General features: G+C 65.9%; 15 protein-coding genes. 10 read left to right on the top strand and 5 right to left on the bottom strand.

Going from position 1 to position 16,188, the window contains the following annotated elements:
* The first annotated feature begins 9 nt into the window (after nucleotides 1-9).
* The 10 genes from M9955_22805 (at nucleotide 10) to M9955_22760 (ending at nucleotide 11,473) form a co-directional block, all read left to right on the top strand.
* The gene (locus M9955_22805; protein MCO5084472.1) at nucleotides 10-276 is read left to right on the top strand and encodes a sarcosine oxidase subunit delta; all 267 of its coding nucleotides are present in this window, start codon (nucleotides 10-12) and stop codon (nucleotides 274-276) included.
* Nucleotides 273-3,221 (top strand): sarcosine oxidase subunit alpha family protein, encoded by a 2,949-nt coding sequence (locus tag M9955_22800; GenBank protein ID MCO5084471.1) that lies wholly within the window; start codon nucleotides 273-275, stop codon nucleotides 3,219-3,221. Before M9955_22805 ends, M9955_22800 begins: the two co-directional genes overlap by 4 nt.
* Complete coding sequence (locus M9955_22795) at nucleotides 3,214-3,720, top strand: sarcosine oxidase subunit gamma (GenBank protein ID MCO5084470.1); 507 nt, start codon at nucleotides 3,214-3,216, stop codon at nucleotides 3,718-3,720. Before M9955_22800 ends, M9955_22795 begins: the two co-directional genes overlap by 8 nt.
* Nucleotides 3,717-4,706, top strand: a complete 990-nt coding sequence (eutB, locus tag M9955_22790) for a hydroxyectoine utilization dehydratase EutB (protein MCO5084469.1) — start codon at nucleotides 3,717-3,719, stop codon at nucleotides 4,704-4,706. The genes M9955_22795 and eutB overlap by 4 nt, the downstream gene beginning before the upstream one ends.
* Nucleotides 4,703-5,695, top strand: coding sequence for an ectoine utilization protein EutC (eutC, locus tag M9955_22785; GenBank protein MCO5084468.1), 993 nt, complete (start codon nucleotides 4,703-4,705; stop codon nucleotides 5,693-5,695). The genes eutB and eutC overlap by 4 nt, the downstream gene beginning before the upstream one ends.
* Before the next feature lie 33 nt (nucleotides 5,696-5,728).
* Nucleotides 5,729-6,919 (top strand): ectoine hydrolase DoeA, encoded by a 1,191-nt coding sequence (gene doeA, locus M9955_22780; protein MCO5084467.1) that lies wholly within the window; start codon nucleotides 5,729-5,731, stop codon nucleotides 6,917-6,919.
* 2 nt (nucleotides 6,920-6,921) lie between these two features.
* Complete coding sequence (doeB, locus tag M9955_22775) at nucleotides 6,922-7,929, top strand: N(2)-acetyl-L-2,4-diaminobutanoate deacetylase DoeB (protein MCO5084466.1); 1,008 nt, start codon at nucleotides 6,922-6,924, stop codon at nucleotides 7,927-7,929.
* Between the two features lie 45 nt (nucleotides 7,930-7,974).
* The gene (locus M9955_22770) at nucleotides 7,975-8,466 is read left to right on the top strand and encodes an Lrp/AsnC family transcriptional regulator (GenBank protein MCO5084465.1); all 492 of its coding nucleotides are present in this window, start codon (nucleotides 7,975-7,977) and stop codon (nucleotides 8,464-8,466) included.
* A gap of 116 nt (nucleotides 8,467-8,582) precedes the next feature.
* Complete coding sequence (locus M9955_22765; GenBank protein ID MCO5084464.1) at nucleotides 8,583-10,076, top strand: NAD-dependent succinate-semialdehyde dehydrogenase; 1,494 nt, start codon at nucleotides 8,583-8,585, stop codon at nucleotides 10,074-10,076.
* Nucleotides 10,077-10,093: 17 nt separating this feature from the next.
* A complete protein-coding gene (locus M9955_22760; GenBank protein MCO5084463.1) occupies nucleotides 10,094-11,473 on the top strand; it encodes an aspartate aminotransferase family protein in 1,380 nt (459 codons plus the stop codon).
* A 74-nt stretch (nucleotides 11,474-11,547) separates the two neighbouring features.
* On the opposite strand, the gene msuE is transcribed toward M9955_22760, so the two are convergent.
* The 5 genes from msuE to tauA all read right to left on the bottom strand — a co-directional run bounded on the left by msuE (nucleotide 11,548) and on the right by tauA (nucleotide 16,047).
* Nucleotides 11,548-12,108: an FMN reductase gene (gene msuE / locus M9955_22755; GenBank protein MCO5084462.1), complete on the bottom strand. Its 561-nt coding sequence runs from the start codon at nucleotides 12,106-12,108 to the stop codon at nucleotides 11,548-11,550.
* A gap of 11 nt (nucleotides 12,109-12,119) precedes the next feature.
* Nucleotides 12,120-13,283 (bottom strand): FMNH2-dependent alkanesulfonate monooxygenase, encoded by a 1,164-nt coding sequence (gene ssuD / locus M9955_22750; protein ID MCO5084461.1) that lies wholly within the window; start codon nucleotides 13,281-13,283, stop codon nucleotides 12,120-12,122.
* A gap of 33 nt (nucleotides 13,284-13,316) precedes the next feature.
* Nucleotides 13,317-14,165 carry an ABC transporter permease subunit gene (locus tag M9955_22745; GenBank protein ID MCO5084460.1) on the bottom strand — a complete coding sequence of 283 codons (849 nt, stop codon included), beginning with the start codon at nucleotides 14,163-14,165 and terminating at the stop codon, nucleotides 13,317-13,319.
* Entirely contained in the window at nucleotides 14,162-14,956 is a 795-nt protein-coding gene (locus M9955_22740) for an ABC transporter ATP-binding protein (protein ID MCO5084459.1), read from the bottom strand. Before M9955_22740 ends, M9955_22745 begins: the two co-directional genes overlap by 4 nt.
* Nucleotides 14,957-15,030: 74 nt before the next feature.
* The gene (gene tauA, locus M9955_22735) at nucleotides 15,031-16,047 is read right to left on the bottom strand and encodes a taurine ABC transporter substrate-binding protein (protein MCO5084458.1); all 1,017 of its coding nucleotides are present in this window, start codon (nucleotides 16,045-16,047) and stop codon (nucleotides 15,031-15,033) included.
* Nucleotides 16,048-16,188 lie beyond the last annotated feature (141 nt).

Here is a 16,188-nt window from a genome sequence, read left to right as displayed (position 1 = left end):
GTCAGGATCATGCTTCGCATAGACTGTCCCTGCTGCGGCACGCGCGACCACGACGAATTCCGTTACGGCGGCGATGCGTCGGTGCCTCGCCCGGCATATGACGATCCGGATTTCGAGGCCTGGTACGCTTACGTCTTCGTCCGCGACAATCAGCCGGGACCACATCGGGAACACTGGCAGCATGTCATGGGATGCCGCCAATGGCTGGTGGTCGAGCGCGACACGCGCAGCCACGTGATCTCCTCCGTTGCCCTCGCCAGAAAGTCGCCCGCATGACCGCCGGTGCCACACGATTGCCCGAGGGCGGCCTCATCGACCGTACCCGTCCCGTTGAATTCTCCTTCGACGGCCGCAGGCTGGGCGGATTCGAAGGCGACACGCTCGCCTCGGCGCTGCTCGCCAACGGCGTTTCCCTCGTTGGCCGCAGCTTCAAGTACCATCGGCCGCGCGGCATATTCGCGGCGGACGCCGCCGAGCCCAACGCGCTCGTCACCATCGGCGCCGGCGGTCGGCGCGAGCCGAACCTGCCCGCGACCACGCTGGAGCTGACGCACGGCATCGTGGCGGAAAGCCAGAACCGCTGGCCCTCGCTCGCCTTCGACGTCCAGAGCATCAACGGGCTGTTCGCGCCGTTCCTGTCTGCTGGCTTCTACTACAAGACCTTCATGGGACCGATGCGGCGCGCATGGATGTTCTACGAGCATTTCATCCGCAGGGCGGCCGGGCTGGGCAAGGCCGGCACGGAGCCTGACCCCGACCGCTACGAGGTTCGCCACGCCTTTGCCGATGTCGCTGTCGTGGGAGGCGGTCCGGCGGGGCTGTCGGCCGCGCGCGCCGCGGCCGAAGCTGGCGCGAAAATTGTGCTGATCGAGCAGGATTTTCTTTTCGGCGGACAGCTCCTGTCGGAACAGGCCAACAGCGAGGCAGCGGCATGGCTCAAAACGATGGAAGCCGAACTGGCTGGCCTTCCCAACGTCACGCTGATGCGGCGGACGACTGTCTTCGGCAGCTATGACGGCAGGGTGCTAGGCCTCGTCGGACGACATCGGGGACACCCCGTGCGGGAGCCACGACAGACGGTGACGATCCTGCGCGCCGGCGCGATCGTCTTCGCAGCGGGCGCCATCGAGCGGCCGCTGGTGTTTTCCAACAACGACAGGCCGGGCGTCATGCTCGCATCGGCGGCGCGTACCTACCTCAACCGCTTCGCCGTCCTGCCGGGCAGGAAGGCCGTCGTCGCCGCGACCAATGACGGCGCATGGCGCACCGCGTTCGATCTCGCCACCGCAGGCGCGGAGGTCGTCATTGCGGACCCGCGCCCCGACCTTTCGCCCACCCTTCAGGTGGAAGCCTCCCGTCGTGGCATTGCGGTTCGCGCCGGTACGCGTATCGCCGATATTCGTGGCCGCCGGGCGGTCAGGGCTGCCGTGCTTGTTGGACCGGGAGCGGAGGAAGATGTCGCCTGCGACCTCGTCTGCGTCTCCGGCGGCTGGTCGCCGACCGTCCATCTCGCTTCGCATCTGGGCGTCCGGCCCGTCTATCGCGAAGACATCGACGCCTTCGTTCCGGGCAGCCTCCAGCCCGGCCTGTTCGCCGTCGGGGCGATGGCGGGCGGCTTCACCACGGCCGAGGCGATCGAGACCGGGCATCGGGCCGGCGTCGAGGCCGCTTCCTTCTACGGAAGGCCGGCCGCCGCGCAGGCCCCCCTCTGGTTCGAGGCCGAGGAAGCGCCTGCCGCTCCCTTCCGCGACGTTCCCGCTGCGGGACGGGGGAAAAAGGCATTCGTCGATTTTCAGATGGACGTGACCGCCGACGACATCGCGCTCGCCCATCGCGAGGGCTATGAATCGGTCGAGCACCTGAAGCGCTATACGACGCTCGGCATGGGGACAGACCAGGGCAAGACCAGCAACTTTGCCGCGCTTTCGGCGATGGCCGCCCTGCGCGGCGTCGCTGTTCCCCACATCGGGACCACCACTTTCCGTCCGCCCTACACGCCCGTCGCCATCGGCGCGCTCGCAGGCCGTGCGACCGGTCATCACTTCAGGCCCGTCCGCCGTACGCCGATGCACGACTGGCACGCCTCGAATGGGGCCGAGATGCTGGAGGTCGGGCTCTGGATGCGGCCATACTTCTACCGCGCGTCCGGTCGCGACGTGAACGAAGCCTATGTCGCCGAGATGCGTTTCGTGCGCGAGGCTGCCGGCCTTATGGACATCTCCACGCTCGGCAAGATCGACGTGCAGGGACCGGACGCCGCGACCTTCCTCGATCGCGTCTACGCCAACGGGTTTGCGAAACTGTCAGTAGGCCGTGCCCGCTATGGCGTCATGCTGCGCGACGACGGTATCGTTTACGACGACGGCACCACCACGCGGCTTGACGAACAACGCTTCTTCATGACCACCTCGACGGCCAGGGCTGCCGACGTGCTGTCTCGTCTCGAATTCCTGCTCGATACGGCATGGCCGGATTTGCGTGTCGCTGTCACATCAGTCACCGACGAATGGGCTGCGATGTCGGTGGCGGGGCCGAATAGTCGTGAGATTCTTGCCGCCGCCTTTCCGGCGCTCGACGTCTCGAACTCAGCGCTCCCGCATATGGGCGTGATCGAAGGCGAGTTCGAAGGCCGGGCGCTGCGGATCATCCGGCTGAGCTATTCCGGCGAACGGGCCTACGAGGTCTATGCCGGAGCAAGCGTGGGCGAGAGAGTCTGGAGCCGGTTGATCGAGGCGGGCGGGCCGTTCGGGCTGAAACCCTATGGCGTCGAGGCGCTCGGCGCGTTGCGCGTCGAGAAGGGTCATGTCGCCGGCCCGGAGATCGACGGACGCACCACGCTGGACGATCTCGGCCTCGGCCGGATCGTCGGGAAGCGCGCTGGCTTCGTCGGCGACGTGCTGCGCCGCCGACCGGCCTTCCACGATGCCGACCGGCAGCGCCTCGTCGGACTGGAATGCGCGGAGCCGGGGAAGCGCCTGACCGGCGGGGCGGCGCTGTTCAGGCCGGACGACGCCGTGAAGGGTCATGGCCGAGGTCGCGTCACCTCCGTCACCTATAGCCCGACACTCGGCACCTATATCGGACTTGGCCTGCTCGCCGGCGATATCGCAGCAGAGGGGGAGGAGGTGCTGGCGGTCCATACCGTGAAGAACGAAACCGTCCGCGCCCGCATCGTCTCGCCTGTCTTCCTCGATCCGCAGGGGGAACGGCTCCATGGCTGAGACCCGTTTCCATATGTCGACCGAGCCTTGCGCGATCGTTCAACTCGACGGCTGGTCAGCGGCCTTCGAGACCGGATTGTCGCATCAACTGGGAGGCGCGCTGCCGGCTGCATGCGGGGAGACCGCCGTTCTGCGCGGATGGCTGGCGATCCGCATCGCACCGCGCCGGATCTGGCTCGTCGGAGACGGAACATCAACGCCGCCGCCGATCGATCCGGAACTAGGCTGCTCGGTATCGCTGGGCGAGAGCCGGGTACGGCTCAGGCTGGGCGGAACGCATATCTTCGACGTCCTCGGGGCGTGCGTGGCCGTCGACTGGGATGCGCCTCATTCGGCGCCGGGGCGCGCCGTCCAAACCGGCTTCCATCACGTTCCAGTGCTTTTGTTGCGCAGGGCTGCGAACGCCTGCGATCTTCTGGTGCCGCGCAGCTTCGCCCGCAGCCTCGCGGATTGGGTGGCAGATGCCGCCGCACCCTATCGCCTGGAGACGGCGGAATGAGCGCGGTCGCCCTCGCCGACATCGAAGCCGCACGGCGGCGGATCGCCGGGAGAATCGAGGCGACACCGACCGTCAGGTCCCCTTCCCTGTCGGAAATCACGAGCTTTCCCGTCCACCTGAAGCTGGAGCACCGCCAGACCACCGGCAGCTTCAAGCTTCGCGGCGCGACCAACGCGGTCGCGCAACTGAGCGCCGAGGAAAAGCGGCGCGGCGTGATCGCCGCCTCGACCGGCAACCACGGCCGCGCGCTGGCCCATGCGGCCAGGCTGGAAGGTGTGCGCGCAGTTGTCTGCATGTCGCGGCTGGTGCCCGGGAACAAGTTCGCCGCGATAGGCCGTCTCGGCGCCGACATCCGCATCGTCGGCAGCAGCCAGGACGACGCGCAGGAGGAGGTCGACCGGCTCGTGGCGGCAGAAGGCCTCGTCATGGTGCCTCCCTTCGACCATGCCGGCGTGATTGCGGGACAAGGCACAATCGGGCTGGAGATCGTGGAGGCCGTGCCCGGGGTCAGGACGGTGCTGGTGCAGCTTTCCGGCGGCGGGCTGGCAGCGGGCGTCGCCGCGGCGGTCAAGGGCCTCTCGCCTGCGACGCGCGTCATCGGCGTCTCGATGGAGCGCGGCGCGGCCATGAAGGCAAGCCTCGACGCAGGCCGGCCCGTTCCGGTGGAGGAACTGCCCACCCTGGCGGATTCGCTCGGAGGCGGGATCGGCCTCGCCAACCGCTTCACCTTCGACATGTGCCGCAGCCTGCTCGACGGCGTCGTCCTCGTCACCGAGGCGGAGATCGCGGCCGGGATCACGCACGCCTATCGACAGGAGCGCGAAGTCGTCGAAGGCGCGGGAGCCGTCGGAATCGCCGCCATCCTCGCCGGCAAGGTGAGGCCCGACGGGGAAACGGTCGTCCTCGTCTCGGGACGCAACATCGACATGGATTTGCACCGCAGCATCGTGTGCGGAACGTGGCGCGAGGAAGGACCTGCCGCATGAGCCGGATGACCATCCTGACCGAAGCAGACCTTCGCAAGATCGTGCCGCTCGACATAGCGGCGGTCGACTGCGTGGAGAACGCCTTCCGGGCGCTGGCGACGCTGCCCGTCGCAATGCCGCCGATCCTGCGGCTGGATATTCCCGAGCATCGCGGCGAAGTCGACGTCAAGACCGCCTATGTGCCGGGCGTCGACGGCTTCGCCATCAAGATCAGCCCCGGCTTCTTCGACAATCCGAAGCTCGGCCTGCCGAGCGTCAACGGGATGATGGTGCTGCTTTCCGCGGGGACCGGGCTGGTCGAGGCGCTGCTGCTCGACAACGGCTATCTGACCGATGTTCGCACGGCCGCAGCCGGAGCGGTGGCGGCAAAACACCTGGCGCGGCCAGACGCGGCGATAGCCGCGATTTTCGGCGCGGGCGTACAGGCGCGACTCCAGCTCAAGGCGCTGACGCTAGTGCGGCCCATCGTGGAAGCGCGTATCTGTGCGCGAGCTGCGGCAAAGGCAGAGACGCTGGCCGCAAGGCTGTGCGAGGAACTGGGCATCCTCGTACGCGCCGGGACGGACCCGAAGCAGGCCGTTTCCGGCGCGGACATCGTCGTCACCACCACGCCGGCCGAAAAGCCGATCCTGAAGGCGGACTGGCTGTCGCCAGGTCAGCATGTCACGGCGATGGGCTCGGACGCCGAGCACAAGAACGAGATCGAGCCGGCCGCGCTCGCACGCGCGGACCTCTACGTCGCCGACAGCCTGAAGCAGACCCGACGGCTTGGCGAACTGCACCACGCGATCACGGCCGGACTGATCGGCGCGGCGACGAACTTCCCGGAACTCGGGCAGATCGTCGCCGGCCTCGCGCCGGGTCGCCACTCGGCCTCGGACATCACGGTCTGCGACCTGACCGGGACGGGCGTACAGGACACGGCCATCGCCACGCTGGCGCGAGACCGCGCCCGGGCGGCCGATGCCGGCACCGTTTTCGAAAGTTGAGCAGGCCAAGGCAGGTGCAGAATGCTCCAGAGAATGAAACCAAACCTCCGCTTCAGCTTGCAGGAATATGCGGATCGGCTGGCGAAGACGCGCCGCGCCATGGAGGCGAAAGGCATCGACCTGCTGATCGTCAGCGATCCCTCCAACATGCATTGGCTGACGGGCTATGACGGCTGGTCGTTCTACGTGCACCAGGCCGTCATCGTTCCGCCGGACGGCGAGCCCGTCTGGTATGGCCGCGGTCAGGATGCCAACGGCGCGCGCCGCACGGCCTGGCTGAGCGAGGAAAACATCGTGCCCTACGCCGACCATTATGTGCAGTCGACCGAGCGGCATCCGATGGACTACCTCGCGCAGGTACTCGCCGAGCGGCGCTGGGACGGGCTGACGATCGGCGTCGAGCTCGACAATTACTGGTTCTCGGCCGCCGCCTTCCTGTCCCTTCAGAAGCATCTGCCGAATGCGCGCATCCTCGATGCGACCGCACTGGTGAACTGGCAGCGCGCCATCAAGAGCCCGACCGAGATCGACTATATGCGCAGGGCCGCGCGCATCGTGGAGGCCATGCACCAGCGTATCGTCGACAAGGTCGAGGTCGGTATGCGCAAGAACGACCTCGTCGCCGAGATCTACGACGCCGGCATCCGCGGCGTGGAGAGCGCCGAAGGAAGGATCGGGGGCGACTATCCGGCGCTTGTGCCGCTGCTGCCGTCGGGCGAGGACGCCTCCGCCCCGCATCTCACCTGGGACGACAAGCCCATGAGGGCGAACGAGGGCACGTTCTTCGAGATCGCGGGTTGCTACAACCGCTACCACTGCCCGCTGTCACGCACCGTGTTCCTCGGCAAGCCGACGCAGGCCTTCCTCGATGCCGAGAAGGCGACGCTGGAGGGGATGGAGGCGGGCCTTGCGGCCGCGAAGCCCGGCAATGCGTGCGAGGACATCGCCAACGCCTTCTTCGCGGTGCTGAAGAAGTACGGCATCGTCAAGGACAGCCGCACCGGCTACTCGATCGGACTCAGCTACCCGCCGGACTGGGGCGAGCGCACCATGAGCCTGCGCCCCGGCGACCGCACCGAACTCACGCCCGGTATGACCTTCCATTTCATGACCGGACTGTGGCTTGAGGACATGGGGCTCGAGATCACGGAATCGATCCTGATTACCGAGACTGGCGTCGAATGCCTGGCAAACGTCCCCCGCAAGCTGGTGGTGAAAGACTGAGCATGACACAGAAGGCCAGGCGTCCGTCACCGATCTCCCCGACCATCGATCCGGACGGCGATGGCGTCCGGCACGGCCATCTGCGCCTTCCTCACAGCCGCGACGACTCGGCATGGGGGTCGGTGATGATCCCGATCGCGGTCGTGCGCAACGGCGAGGGGCCGACCGCGCTGCTGACCGGCGGCAACCACGGCGACGAATATGAGGGACCGCTCGCGCTGTTCGAACTGGCGCGGACCCTGAGGATGGAGGACATCCGTGGCGCTGTGATCATTGTCCCGGCGATGAATTATCCGGCGTTCCGGGCTGCAACCCGCACCTCGCCCATTGACAAGGGCAATATGAACCGTTCCTTCCCCGGCCGGCCGGACGGCACTGTAACGGAAAAAATCGCCGACTATTTCCAGCGCGAACTCCTGCCGCGCGCCGATCTGGTGATCGATTTCCACTCGGGCGGCAAGACACTCGACTTCATCCCGTTCTGCGCGGCGCATATCCTGCCCGACGAGGCGTTGTCGAAGCGGGCGTTCGCGGCCGTGGAGGCCTTCTCCGCGCCCTACTCCGTCAAGATGCTCGAAATCGACGCCGTCGGCATGTACGACACAGCCGCCGAAGAGATGGGCAAGGTTTTCGTCACGACAGAGCTCGGCGGCGGCGGCACCTCGACTGCGGCCACTGTTCGCATCGCGCGCCGCGGCGTCGCCAATGTGTTGAAGCATGCCGGCATCCTCTCCGGCCAGGTCGACCGGCAGCCGACCCGCTGGCTCGACATGCCATCGGGGGACTGCTTCTGCTTCGCCGAGGAAGACGGGCTGATCGAGACCACGGCCGATCTCGGCGAGACGGTGACGGAAGGTCAGGTCGTCGCGCGCATCCATCAGGTATCGCGCACGGGTCTCGCCCCGCAGGAGATCAGGGCGAAAATGACGGGCATCCTGACTGCCCGACACTTCCCCGGCCTCGTCAAGGCGGGCGATTGCGCAAGCGTAGTCGCGGTGGAGGTCGGGTGATGCGCGTGTCCGAAGTCTCTGCGCGGCATCCGGCAGGCTGCTGACATGACCAGCCCGCGGCTCGACGCGATCGATCTGAAGATCCTCGACGCGGTCCAGCGGGACGGCCGCATAACCAAGCTGGCGCTCGCGGAGAAGGTAGGCCTCTCGCCTACGCCCTGCTGGCTCAGGCTGCGCAAGCTCGAGAAGGCCGGGATCATCAGGGGCTATCACGCCAGGATCGAGTTGCGCGCCATCGGTGTGATCGCGAGCGTGCTGATGGAAGTGACGCTCGGAAGCCACCGCCAGGCCGATTTCGACCGCTTCGAGCGCGCGATCCGCGATCTGCCGCAAGTCGTCGCCTGCTGGGCGGTCGGCGGCGGCGTGGACTATATCCTGAAGGTCGTGACCCGCGACATCGATACCTACCAGCGGCTGGTCGACGGACTGCTGGAGCGCGAGATCGGCATCGACCGCTATTTCACCTACATCGTTACGCGCACCGTCAAGGAAGACGCCATGCCGGTTGGCTGGCTAGCGACGGACGCGGAGGAATAGACGATCTCTCTGGTTCGGGCGGCCGTTTTGGTCCGCATTGCCGCCCGCGCCTTCGCATTTGGGCGCATTCTCTACGGCTGATTGCCTAGACTCTCCTGGAAAGTAGGGAGGTTTTCATGCCGGCGATGTTTGCACCCGCGATCCGCGGCGAAGGCCTTGACGCCCTGACCGACCGTCGCCTGCTGCGCGAGCTCGGTTATGTCGAGGGGCGCTGGACCGCCGGAAGCGGCGCGCGCAGTTTCGAGGTCACCGATCCGGCCACAGGCGCCACCATTGCCTGGGTGGCCGCCCTCGATGCGGCCGACACGGATGCGGCCGTCGACGCCGCGCAACGCGCTTTCCCGGAATGGCGCGCGCTGCTGCCGCAGCAGCGGGCCGCGATCCTGCGGAACTGGCACGGGCTGATGCTCGAAGCCAGAGAGGACCTGGCGCTGCTGATGACTGTCGAGCAGGGCAAGCCGATAGCCGAATCGCGAGGCGAGATCGACTACGCCGCCTCCTTTGTCGAGTGGTATGCGGAGGAGGCGAAACGGATGAACGCCGAGAGCGTCACCAGCCATCTGCCCGATGCGGAGATGATTGTGCGGCGCGAGCCGGTCGGCGTCGCCGGGATCGTAACCCCGTGGAACTTCCCCTCCGCCATGCTGACCCGCAAGGCCGCCGCCGCGCTCGCCGCTGGCTGCACCGTCGTCGCACATCCGTCCTCCGAGACGCCCCTTTCCGCCCTTGCCCTGGCAGAACTCGGGGAACGGGCCGGCTTGCCGGCCGGCGTGTTCAACGTGGTGACGGGCGACGCCGCGACCATCGTCGGACGCCTGTGCGCCGATGCCCGCGTCCGCGCCATGAGCTTTACGGGCTCGACGGAGATCGGAAGGTTGATCACCACAAAATGCGCGCCCACGATGAAGCGCCTCATCATGGAACTGGGCGGCCATGCCCCGCTGATCGTCTTCGACGACGCCGATCTCGACAGGGCGGTAAAGATCGCCCTCGACGCCAAGTTCGCCACGTCCGGGCAGGACTGCCTCGCCGCCAACCGCATCTATATCCGGCGTCCGCTCTATGCGCGCTTCTGCGAAGCCTTCGCCGCCCGTATCGAGACCCTGAAGGTCGGCTCAGGCCTCGAAGCCGGCGTCGAGGTCGGGCCGCTCATGCATGCCCGCGCGATGGCCAAGGTGGAGGAACACGTGGCCGATGCGCTTGCGAAAGGCGCACGGCTGCTGGCGGGCGGGAAACGCCATCCGGCGGGTCCGCTCTTCTATCGGCCGACGCTGCTTGCGGACGTGCCGGACGACGCACTCATCATGCGCGAAGAGACATTCGGACCGGTCGCCGCCGTGACCTCCTTCGATACGGAAGACGAGGTTTTGGCCCGCGCGAACGACACCGAATACGGTCTCGTCGCCTATGTCGTCACCGAGAACGGCGCGCGGCAGCTTCGCATGGGCCGGGCTCTCGACTATGGCATGGTTGCGATCAACCGCGTCAAGATCACCGGCGCGCCCGTGCCGTTCGGCGGCGTCAAGCAATCAGGCCTTGGCCGCGAAGGCTCTCGCCACGGCCTGGAAGCCTTCACCGACCTCAAATACCTCTGCATCGACGTGGCCTGAACACGAGGAATTGCCCCATGCTTGACAGATCGAACGAACTCAACGCCTGGGACCGGGATCACTTCTTCCATCCCTCGACCCATATGGGCACCCATGCCCGAGGCGAATCCGCCAGCCGCGTGATCACCGGCGGCGAAGGCGTCTACGTCACCGACACCAACGGAAAGACAAGCCTCGACGCCTTCGCCGGGCTCTACTGCGTCAATGTCGGCTACGGACGCACCGAGATCGCCGAGGCCATCGCCGCGCAGGCGAAGGAGCTCGCCTATTATCACGCCTATGCGGGCCACGGCACCGAAGCGTCGATCACCTTGGCCAAGATGATCATTGACCGCGCGCCGGCGAGAATGAGCCGTGTCTATTTCGGCCTGTCGGGATCGGATGCCAACGAAACCAACATCAAGCTGATCTGGTATTACAACAACGTGCTCGGCCGGCCCGAGAAGAAAAAGATCATCTCGCGCTGGCGCAGCTATCACGGCTCCGGCGTCATGACCGGATCGCTGACCGGCCTGCATCTCTTCCACAACGCCTTCGACCTGCCGCGCGCGCCGATCCTGCACACGGAGGCACCCTGTTATTTCCGCCGGGAAGACCGCTCGATGAGCGAGGAGCAGTTCTCGCAATTCTGCGCCGACAGGCTGGAAGAGTTGATCCTCGCCGAGGGGCCGGACACCGTCGCCGCCTTCATCGGGGAGCCGATTCTCGGGACGGGCGGCATCGTTCCGCCCCCGGCCGGCTACTGGGCGAAGATACAGGCCGTGCTGATGAAATACGACGTCCTGCTCGTCGCCGATGAGGTGGTCACCGGCTTCGGACGTCTGGGCACGATGTTCGGTTCGGACCACTACGGCATCAGGCCCGACCTCATCACCATCGCCAAGGGTCTGACTTCGGCCTATGCGCCTCTGTCGGGCGTGATCGTGTCGGACAAGGTCTGGAACGTGCTGGTGCAGGGGTCCGATCGATTGGGGCCGATCGGCCACGGCTGGACCTATTCGGCGCACCCGATCTGCGCGGCGGCCGGCATCGCCAATCTGGAGCTGATCGACTCGCTCGAACTGGTGAAAAACGCGGGCGAGGTCGGGGCCTATTTCCGCAAGGCGCTTGCGGACGCCGTCGGCGGCCATGCGAATGTCGGCGAGGTGCGCGGGGACGGCCTGATGGCGGCTGTGGAGTTCGTCGAGGGCCGCGACGATCGCACCTTCTTCGACCCGGCAAGGAAAATCGGCGCGCAGGTGGCCGCGGCGCTTCTGGAGCGCGGCGTCATCGGCCGGGCCATGCCGCAGGGCGACATTCTGGGCTTCGCGCCGCCGCTCTGCCTGTCCCGGGAGGAAGCCGACATAATCGCCGGACAGACGGCAGCCGCTGTGAAATCGGTCTTCGCGCCGGATTGAGCGCGCTCACGAGACGCCCGAGTCTGGATAAGCCGGGCCAGGCGTTCAGCAGCAGGTTCGGAGTTCGACGCCGGTCATTCCGCAGCAAGTGCGAAATCCTTGATGGACCTCAAAGCCGTTTCAGCCTGACCGACCGCCTGTGAAACTCTGTGCAGGGTGGCGTCGGAAACGACTTTGCCGTCCACGAAATCCCGGTCTGATGCGTATATCGCCGTAGGCAGGGCAAGCGCCTCGAAGAAGCCGAACAGGGGCCGGAGCGAATGTTCGGCTATCAGCGCGTGCCGGTCGCCGCCACCCGTGGCCGTCAGCACGACAGGCTTGCCCCGTAAGGCAGCCGGCTCGATCAGGTCGAAGACGTGCTTGAACAGTCCGGTGTAGCTGCCCTTGTAGGTCGGCGACCCGACGACGAGAACATCCGACCCTATGATCCGCTCGACTATGTCTTTTGCCTGCGCGTCGAGGTCGCTCGCACTCCGGGCCTGCAGAAGCGACGGACCGAGATCCTCGATATCGTAGGTCCGTCCCGCCAGACCCGTCGCTCTGGCGATGTCCCGCACGACGTGATCGACGAAGGCGAATGTTCTGGAGGGGCGCGTGATATTTCCCGAGAACCCCACTACCGTCGCATGCGACATCGCTGTCTCCTTCACCCGGCGGCCTGTCGTCTTGTCGCCGCGACAACGCCGGGGGCGCCCCCTCGCCCGAACTCCAGATCCCATCCCCGTTCCGGAGGCGCTGCCTCTCCATCGAGCCCAAGCGCCGGGAACAGCAGTTCGGAAACGTTGAAGATTTCCTCCAGATGCGGATAGGCCGACGTGATGAACGTCTCGACACCGATGTCCTGATATTCCCGGATGCGGGCCGCGACGTTCTCGGCGCTGCCGACGAGCGCCGTGCCCGCTCCGCCGCGCACCAGGCCGAGGCCGGCCCAGAGGTTTGGCGCCACCACCAGCTTGTCGCGTCGGCCTTGATGAAGCGCCGAGATCCTCTTCTGGCCGACGGATTCGGAAACACTGGTGAATTGGTGCTGTGCCTCGGCGATGAGGTCGTCCGTCACGCGGCTGATGAGACGGTCGGCAGCGGCCCATGCCTCTTCCTCGGTCTCCCGGACGATCAGGTTGATGCGCAGGCCGAAGCGAACGCTGCGCCCAAGGGCGGCGGCGCGCCCCCGTACGCGATCGAACTTTTCCCTGAGCTGCTCAACCGGCTCGCCCCAACTGAGATAGACGTCGATGTGCTTGGCCGCGACCTCGATGCCCGCATCCGACGACCCCCCGAACCATAGCGGCGGGTATGGCTGCTGAACCGGCGGGAAGGAAATGTCCGTGCCGTGGGCGGAAAGATACTTGCCTTCGAAATCCGCCGGCTCGCCCGACAGGATGCGTCGCCATATGGTGAGGAACTCGTCCGTCTGCGCATAGCGCTCGGCATGCGACAGCTTGTTGCCGTCGCCCGCGAGATCCGCAGGGTCGGCGCCTGTGACCACATTGACGAGAACGCGGCCGCCGGAAATGCGATCCAGGGTCGCTGCATGGCGGGCAAACAGCCCGGGCGTTCCGCTGCCCGGCCTGAGCGCCACGAGGAACCGCAGCCTTTCGGTCTGCGGGATCAGAGCGGCTGCGACTATCCACGCATCCTCGCAGCGCGTTCCCGTCGGCAGCAATACGCCCTTGAAGCCGAGACGGTCGGCGGCCCTGGCTATTTCGCCGAGATAACCCAGCGTTGCCGGGCGATGGCGCTCGTCCGTGCCGAGATAGGGGCCGTCGCCATGCGTCGGGAGGTACCAGTAGAGATCCGGTGCTTTCGACATAAGATATTCCTTTTTGACGTGGAATTCGGGAAATCAGAGCTTGCCCTTCCAGGGCACGAGCCGTCGCTCCAGCCAGCGCATGCCGGCGGACAGGCTGAAAGCGAGGGCGGCGATGACGATCAGCCCGACGAAGACGATGTCGGTGGCGAGAAAGTTCGCGGCTGACATGATCATGTAGCCGACGCCCGATCTTGCCGCGATCAGCTCGGCCGCCACCAGCGTCGACAGGCCAGCGCCGATGGCGATCCGGAGGCCGGTCAATATTTCCGGCAGAGCCGACGGCAGGATGATAGTGCCGAATATCTGCAGGCGGTTGGCGCCAAGAGAGCGAGCCGCGTTGATGCGCTCGACGGGTACGGAGCGCACGCCGGCCTGGGCCGAAAAGCATACCGGCGCAAAAGTGGCGAGCGTGAGCAACAAGACCTTCGACGTCTCGTCGATCCCGAGCCAGATGATCAGCAGCGGCAGGTAGGCCAGCGGCGGCAAGCCCCAATAGAGATCGATCGGAACGCTGAAGACGCCGCGCACCCATCGGTTCATGCCCATGGTCAGGCCAAGCGGCACGCCGACAAAGATCGCCAGGGCCAGAGCCATACCGATGCGCCAGAGGCTTGAGCCGAGATGCGTGGCAAGCGTGCCTTCGGCGTAGCCGTCCTGCGCGACGACCCGGAACTGGGCGGCGACCTCGGCAGGCGACGGCAGGAAAAGCGGTGAGGCCCATCCAAAGTGACTGGCCGCGAACCAGAAGCCGACCAGCGCCGCGAAGGTGGCGAGACCGATCAGGATCGTGCCTTTCTCGCGGGAAGGCTTCGCCGGTCGAAGACCCGGAAGCTTGCGGATCGCGGGCGCGAGATCGAGCGGAAGGTCTGCCGTTATCGTCATTGCAGCGCTCCATGTCCGGAAACGGGAGGATTGTGGATGAGCGCCCGGATCTCCTCGCGCAGTTCCACGAAACGCGGCCGCGAGACGATCGGTCCGATCTCGCCGGATCTCGCAAAGTCGCGCACGAAGTCGGCGTCGAAGCGCGCCACGATGCGGCCGGGCCTTGGCGACATGACCACGATCGTCGTGCCGAGAAGCAGCGCCTCCTCGATCGAATGCGTGATGAAGAGAACCTGCTTGCCGGTCTGCGCCCAGATGCGGGCAAGCAACTGCTGCATCGTCTCGCGCGTCAGGCTGTCCAGGGCTCCGAACGGCTCGTCCATGAGCAGGATCTTCGGTTCGGTGGCGAGCGCCCGCGCGATGCCGACGCGCTGACGCATGCCGCCCGAAAGCTCGTAGGGTGGCCTGTTCCCGAAGTCCGCCAGCCCGACGAGACCCAGCAGTTCGCGAGCCCGCTCGTGGCGCTCCCGCTTCGGGACGCCTTTGTATCTGAGCCCGAGGGCGACGTTGTCGAGGACAGACCCCCAGGGCAGAAGCGTGTCCTTCTGGAAAACGACCCCGCGATCCCCGCCCGGTCCCTCGATGGGCTCCCCGTCCAGCCTGATCGAGCCCTCCGTCAGCGGCAGGAAACCGGCAATCGTATTGAGCAGGGTGGATTTTCCGCAACCCGATGCGCCCACGGCCACAACGATGGAATCCGGAGGCAGGTCCAGCGACACGCGGTCCAGCGCCTGCACACTGCTGCCGTCGGACGCCAGGAAGACGACACTGGCTTCGCGAACCTCAAGCATTTGTTTTCTCCGCATCGGAGGGCGCGGCCAACCGCTGGTCGGGCCGCGCCCCCATTGACGCCTTGGGAGGCAGATCAGTTCGACAGGGTCTTGGCCGCCTCGGCGTATTGCGGATTGGCGAACTCGGCGTAGCTGTCCTTGACGGCCGTGATCTTCTTCTGGTCCTTGAGGAAGTACGCCGTGTCTTTCAGTATCTTCGCGACACCGCTGTTTTCACCGCCGCCGAGCCACTTGTCGGAAGTCTGCTCCTCCAGTGGGGGCACTCCGATCGTCGCCTTCAACTGTTCGACGACGTTTGCCGGCGTTCCGCCCTGGAGGTCCGAGATCAGCTTGACGTTCTCGGAATCGACGCCCCAAGCGGCCGCATCGCTTGCATACGAGCGGAAATAACCCTCCACCAGATGCGTGTATTGCGTGATGAAATCAGGATGCTCCTTGAGGAACGGACCGGTTGCGACGATCGCGCTGAAGGTCGGCGCCCCACGCTTGGCAACCTGCCCTGACGTCAGCAGGACCTTGCCGTCCTTCTTGAGTTCCGTGAGCGCCGGGTCCCAGACAAAGGCGCCGTCAATGTCGCCGCGCTTCCACGCCGCGACGATTTCCGGCTGTGGGATGGCTATGACCTGCGCTTCCTGCTCGGAAATTCCTTCCTGCTTGAGCACCGCGAGCAACTGATAGTGGTCGGTCGAAACAGGCGCGGCAGCGAGCTTCTTGCCCTTGAGATCGGCCGGCGTCTCGATGCCCGGACGCACCACGAGTGCCTCGCCGTCACCGGAAACGAAGGAAATGAAGAAGCCTTTGACGTCGATCCCCCGGCTTACGGCGGCCGCGAAAGGACTGGAGCCCACATCGCCGACCTGCACGTCGCCGGAGGCGATGGCGGCGAAAATTTCGGCGCCCGAATTGAAGCGGCGGAACTCGATATCCCAACCGGTCTTTTTGGCGAAATCGCCGTTGGCGATGCCGACGAAGTACGGCACCGAGCCTGTCTGGTAAGCTATGACGACCTTCTTGTCGTCAGCCGCGCTGGCGATCGAGAGCGACATGGCCAGGGAGAGCCCTGCAAGGGCGGCCAAGAGCACCTTTTTCATAAGTCTACCCCTTTTTGCATGAGGCTGATTTCCGCCTCGACACCCAGCGGACATCGCCGGTCGGGATAAAATCTATAAAATTTGTAGACTTACTGATGAGAGACGTTTTTGCGAAATTTGGTGGCATCAGGGAAAAATCGG

The organism is Rhizobiaceae bacterium (assembly GCA_023953845.1).
Taxonomy (GTDB): domain Bacteria; phylum Pseudomonadota; class Alphaproteobacteria; order Rhizobiales; family Rhizobiaceae; genus Arvimicrobium.
This window is presented reverse-complemented; position numbering and strand designations above follow the sequence as displayed.

What these genes read in the sequence shown, in the direction of transcription:
- M9955_22805 (MCO5084472.1), top strand. Translation starts at nt 10, where the DNA reads ATGCTTCGCATAGACTGTCCCTGCTGCGGCACGCGCGACCACGACGAA.
- M9955_22800 (MCO5084471.1), top strand. Translation starts at nt 273, where the DNA reads ATGACCGCCGGTGCCACACGATTGCCCGAGGGCGGCCTCATCGACCGT.
- M9955_22795 (MCO5084470.1), top strand. Translation starts at nt 3,214, where the DNA reads ATGGCTGAGACCCGTTTCCATATGTCGACCGAGCCTTGCGCGATCGTT.
- eutB (MCO5084469.1), top strand. Translation starts at nt 3,717, where the DNA reads ATGAGCGCGGTCGCCCTCGCCGACATCGAAGCCGCACGGCGGCGGATC.
- eutC (MCO5084468.1), top strand. Translation starts at nt 4,703, where the DNA reads ATGAGCCGGATGACCATCCTGACCGAAGCAGACCTTCGCAAGATCGTG.
- doeA (MCO5084467.1), top strand. Translation starts at nt 5,729, where the DNA reads ATGAAACCAAACCTCCGCTTCAGCTTGCAGGAATATGCGGATCGGCTG.
- doeB (MCO5084466.1), top strand. Translation starts at nt 6,922, where the DNA reads ATGACACAGAAGGCCAGGCGTCCGTCACCGATCTCCCCGACCATCGAT.
- M9955_22770 (MCO5084465.1), top strand. Translation starts at nt 7,975, where the DNA reads ATGACCAGCCCGCGGCTCGACGCGATCGATCTGAAGATCCTCGACGCG.
- M9955_22765 (MCO5084464.1), top strand. Translation starts at nt 8,583, where the DNA reads ATGCCGGCGATGTTTGCACCCGCGATCCGCGGCGAAGGCCTTGACGCC.
- M9955_22760 (MCO5084463.1), top strand. Translation starts at nt 10,094, where the DNA reads ATGCTTGACAGATCGAACGAACTCAACGCCTGGGACCGGGATCACTTC.
- msuE (MCO5084462.1), bottom strand. Translation starts at nt 12,108, where the DNA reads ATGTCGCATGCGACGGTAGTGGGGTTCTCGGGAAATATCACGCGCCCC.
- ssuD (MCO5084461.1), bottom strand. Translation starts at nt 13,283, where the DNA reads ATGTCGAAAGCACCGGATCTCTACTGGTACCTCCCGACGCATGGCGAC.
- M9955_22745 (MCO5084460.1), bottom strand. Translation starts at nt 14,165, where the DNA reads ATGACGATAACGGCAGACCTTCCGCTCGATCTCGCGCCCGCGATCCGC.
- M9955_22740 (MCO5084459.1), bottom strand. Translation starts at nt 14,956, where the DNA reads ATGCTTGAGGTTCGCGAAGCCAGTGTCGTCTTCCTGGCGTCCGACGGC.
- tauA (MCO5084458.1), bottom strand. Translation starts at nt 16,047, where the DNA reads ATGAAAAAGGTGCTCTTGGCCGCCCTTGCAGGGCTCTCCCTGGCCATG.